Origin of the sequence: Streptomyces sp. YS415, from assembly GCF_023544665.1 — a bacterium.
In the GTDB taxonomy this organism is placed as follows: Bacteria; Actinomycetota; Actinomycetes; order Streptomycetales; family Streptomycetaceae; genus Streptomyces.
This window is the reverse complement of record NZ_JAMJFL010000073.1, coordinates 1-4,852: the sequence shown is the minus strand read 5'-3', so window position 1 is coordinate 4,852 and position 4,852 is coordinate 1. Positions and strand designations below refer to the sequence as shown.

Sequence of the window (4,852 nt, the reverse complement as noted above, 5' to 3'; positions counted from 1 at the left end):
GGCCGTTCAAGTAGCTCTCGGGCAGGGGCATTTCCGTCTCATCGAGGTCAGTGCTCACCCGGTGCTCACCATGGGCGTGCAGTCGATCGCCGAGGCGGCGGAGAAGCGGGTCACGGTCGTCGGCACCCTGCGCCGGGACGAGGACGAGAACGCTCGCTTCCTCGCGAACGCGGCCGAACTCTGGGTAAACGGAACAGACATCGACTGGTCCGCCGTCTACGCGGGCCGCCTTGTCACTCCGGTCGACCTTCCGACGTACGCCTTCCAGCGTGAGCGGTTCTGGCTGGAGGCGGCGAGGTCCACGGGCGATCCCGCCGAGCTGGGGCTCGGTGCCGCAGAGCACCCGCTGCTCGGTGCCGCGGTGAGTCTTGCCGCCGATGGAGGGCTGGTCCTCACCGGCCGGCTGTCTCTTCGTACGCATCCCTGGCTCGCGGACCACGCGGTTGCCGGAACGGTCCTCTTCCCCGGTACCGGGTTCGTGGAACTGGCGATCCGCGCCGGGGACGAGGTCGGTTGCGGCCACCTCGCCGAGCTCACTCTCCAGGCACCCCTCGCCCTGCCCGAGACCTCGGCCGTACAGGTCCAGGTCGTCCTTGCGGCCCCTGACTCCACCGGCCGCCGGGCTTTGACCATCCACTCGCGCCCTGACAATTCCGGCATCGAGTCCCCGTGGACCACACACGCCGTGGGCGCCATGTCCGCGGAGGCGGGCCAGGTCCCGGCCGGCGAGTTCGCCGTATGGCCCCCGCAAGGCGCCGAAGCCGTCGACGTGTCGGACTTCTACTCGGCGGCGGCAGCCTCGGGATACCACTACGGGCCGGCGTTCCAGGGGCTGCGTGCGGTGTGGAGGCGCGGGGACGAAGTCTTCGCCGAGGTCGAACTGGGCGAGTCCGAGCGGGCGGAGGCGGTGCGATTCGGGATGCATCCGGCGTTGCTTGATGCGGCGCTGCATGCGGTGTTGCCGGTGGACGGCGGTGAAGTGCGGCTGCCGTTCGCGTGGTCGGGTGTGTCGTTGTCGGCGGTGGGTGCGTCGGCAGTGCGGGTGCGGTTGGTGCCGGTGGGTGAGGGTGCGGTGTCGGTGTGGGTGGCCGATGCCGAGGGCGCCGCGGTCGCCTTCGTGGAGTCGCTCGTGCTGCGCCCGCTGGAGCGGGTGGAGTCGGCCGTACGGGATGCCCTGTTCCGGGTGGAGTGGACGCCCTTCACTGCTCCTGCTGGGCACGACGAGCCCGACTGGGTGCTGCTCGGCGACGTGTCCGGCCAGGAGCTGTCCTCGCTGGCCGAGGCCGCCGTCCCCGCGCTGGTGGTGTGGAGGCCGCAGGTGCCGGAAGGTGCCACGGCCGGAGTCGTGGCCGGTGCGGTGCTTTCCATGGCGCAGGAGTGGCTGGCGGACGAGCGGTTCGCCGAGTCGCGCCTGGTCGTCGCCACACGCGGCGCCGTCGCCACCGGCACCGAGGGGCCCACTGACCTCGCCGGATCCGCGGTGTGGGGGCTGGTGCGTTCGGCGGAGGCGGAGAATCCCGGGCGGTTCGGCCTGGTCGACCTGGGTGCCGACACCGATGGGCTGGCGCCTGCCCTTGCCGCGCTCGGGGCGGGGGAGTGGCAGATCGCGGTGCGCGGAGGCGAGGCGCTGGCACCCCGCCTGGTGCGCGCACCCGCTTCCGGCGGGTCGATTGGCTTCGGTGACGGTGCGGTGCTGGTCACGGGTGGTACGGGGACGCTGGGCGGGTTGATCGCCCGGCACCTGGTGGCGGAGCATGGGGTGCGGCGGCTGGTGCTGGCCAGTCGTCGCGGGGCCGAGGCGCCCGGCGCCGCGGAGCTGGTGGCCGAGCTGACGGCCGCGGGTGCCGTCGCCGAGGCGGTGGCCTGCGATGCCGCCGATCGTGAGGCGTTGGCAGAACTGCTCACCGCGCATCCCGTCACCAGTGTCGTGCACCTCGCCGGTGTCCTCGACGACGGTGTCGTCACCTCGCTGACCCCCGGCCAACTCGACGCGGTGCTGCGTCCGAAGGTGGACGCGGCCGTGAACCTGCACGAACTGACCCGCGACCTCGACCTCTCCGCCTTTGTCCTCTTCTCCTCCGCCGCCGGTGTCTTCGGCACGGTGGGCCAGGCCAACTACGCCGCTGCCAACGCCTACTTGGACGCCCTGGCCCAGCACCGCCGCGCCGAAGGGCTGCCCGCCACCTCGCTCGCCTGGGGGCTGTGGGCCGACGCCAGCGGAATGACAGGCACGATGACCGAGGCCAGCTTGGCACGGGTCGCCCGGCAGGCGATGACCCCGCTGACCTCCGCCGACGGACTGGCCGCCTTCGACGCCGCCATGGCACACGGCGATGCGCACCTCGTGCCGGTCGCCTTCGACTGGGCCGCCCTGCGCGCTCGGGCCGGTACGGGCGCACTGCCCCCGCTCCTGCGCACCCTCGTGCCCACGACGGTTCGCCGCGCCGCCAGTTCCGACCGCACCGAGTCCGGCGGATCCACGCTGGCCCGCCGGCTTCTCGCCCTCCCCGTGACCGAGCGCGAACCGGTCGCACTGGACGTCGTCCGCACCCACGTCGCCTCCGTCCTCGGGCACGCCGGAACGGCTCTGATCGGAGCCGACCGGACGTTCAAGGAGTTGGGCTTCGATTCGCTGCTGGCGGTGGAGCTGCGGAACCGGCTGGGCGAGGCGGTGGGGCTGCGGCTTCCGGTGACGTTGGTGTTCGACTATCCGACGCCGATGGCGGTAGCGGGTCTGCTGGTGGGCGAGTTGGTGGGATCCGCGGAGGGGGTGGATCCCGGTGGCGCGGTTCCTGCGATCGCCGCTGGCGTGACGGACGATCCGGTTGTCATCGTCTCGGCTGCCTGCCGCTATCCGGGTGGTGTGTCGTCGCCGGAGGATCTGTGGCGGCTGGTGGCGGAGGGCCGGGACGCGGTCGGCCCGTTCCCGGCGGACCGTGGATGGGATCTGGAGAAGCTGTTCGACCCGGATCCGGGCGCGTTCGGCAAGTCGTACGCGAACGAAGGCGGGTTCCTGTACGCCGCCGCCGAGTTCGATGCCGGTCTGTTCGGGGTCTCGCCACGTGAGGCGGTGGCGATGGATCCGCAGCAGCGGTTGCTGCTGGAGACGTCGTGGGAGGTGTTCGAGCGGGCGGGCATCGCGGTGGACTCGGTGCGGGGGAGTCGTACCGGTGTCTTCGCGGGCGTGATGTACCACGACTACGCCAGTCGGCTTCCGAGCATCCCCGAGGACATCGAGGGCTACATCGGGACCGGAACCTCCGGAAGCGTGGTCTCCGGCCGCCTCGCCTACACCTTCGGCCTGGAAGGGCCCGCGGTCTCCGTCGACACGGCCTGCTCCTCCTCCCTGGTCGCCCTGCACCTCGCGGCCCAGGCACTGCGCCAGGGCGAGTGCGACCTGGCTCTGGCGGGCGGTGTCACGGTCATGCCGACGCCGGGGACGTTCATCGACTTCAGCCGTCAGCGCGGGCTGGCCGCGGACGGCCGCTGCAAGTCGTTCGCGGCTGCGGCGGACGGCACGGGGTGGGCCGAGGGCGCGGGCGTGCTGCTGCTGGAGCGGCTGTCGGACGCGCGCCGTAACGGCCACCAGGTGCTGGCGGTGGTGCGGGGCTCGGCGATCAATCAGGACGGTGCGTCGAATGGTCTTACGGCGCCCAACGGACCTTCCCAACAGCGCGTGATCCGCCAGGCGCTCGCCAGTTCAGGGCTCTCCGCCGTTGACGTGGATGCCGTCGAGGCGCACGGCACGGGGACCACCCTGGGTGACCCGATCGAGGCGCAGGCACTCCTGGCCACGTACGGCGAGGGCCGCGGGGCCGATCGGCCGCTGTGGCTCGGGTCGATCAAGTCGAACATCGGGCACGCGCAGGCCGCGGCCGGTGTTGCGGGTGTCATCAAGATGGTGATGGCGATGCGGGCAGGTGTGCTGCCGCGCACCTTGCACGTCGACGAACCGACCCCGCACGTCGACTGGTCCGCGGGCCATGTCTCCCTCCTGACGGAGGAGCGTGCTTGGGAGTCGCCCAGCGGCGTGCGGCGAGCGGGCGTCTCCTCCTTCGGGGCCAGCGGGACGAATGCGCACGTCATCTTGGAGGAGGCGCCGGAAGTTGCGGTCGCGATTGAGGCGCCGTCTTCGGTTGGTGGGGTGCTGCCGTGGGTGCTGTCGGCCGGGTCTGCCGAGGGGCTGGTGGCGCAGGCCGGGCGGTTGTCCGGGGTGGCCGGGGCGTTGGATCCGGTGGATGTGGGCTGGTCGTTGGCGACCGGTCGGGCCGGGCTGGGGCATCGCGCGGTGGTGTGGGGGCGTGACCGTGAGGAGCTGACGGCGGGGCTGGCTTCCGTTGAGTCCTCCGGTGCTGTGCTGGACGGTCGCCTTGCGGTGATGTTCACGGGGCAGGGGGCGCAGCGGGCGCGAATGGGTGCGGAACTGGCCGCCGAGTTCCCGGTGTTCGCGCAGGCGTTGGACGAGGTGTGCGGCGGATTCGAGGGGCTGCTGCCGGGGTCGCTGGCGGAGGCGCTGTCGGCTGACAGTGAGGTCTTGGATCGTACGGTCTTCACGCAGGCCGGGTTGTTCGCGGTGGAAGTGGCTCTGTACCGGCTGGCGGAGTCGTGGGGTGTGCGCCCGGACTTCGTGGCGGGGCACTCCATCGGTGAGTTGGTCGCTGCGTATGTGGCGGGGGTGTTCTCGCTGGAGGACGCCTGTCGACTTGTCGCTGCACGGGGTTCGTTGATGCAGGCGCTGCCCGAGGGCGGGGCGATGCTCGCGGTGCAGGCCGGTGTCGAGGATGTGCTCGCATTTGTCGGGGACCGGGTTGATGTGGCTGCCGTCAACGGGCCCACGTCCGTGGTCGTTTCG

At 71.6% G+C, this 4,852-nt stretch carries 1 protein-coding gene; it reads left to right on the top strand.

Annotation, left to right across the window (positions count from 1 at the left end; all coding sequences use genetic code 11):
* Positions 1-76 precede the first annotated feature (76 nt).
* Positions 77-4,852, top strand: a 4,776-nt coding sequence (locus M8H82_RS36240; protein ID WP_250079993.1) for a type I polyketide synthase, incomplete at its 3' end; no start/stop codon positions are given.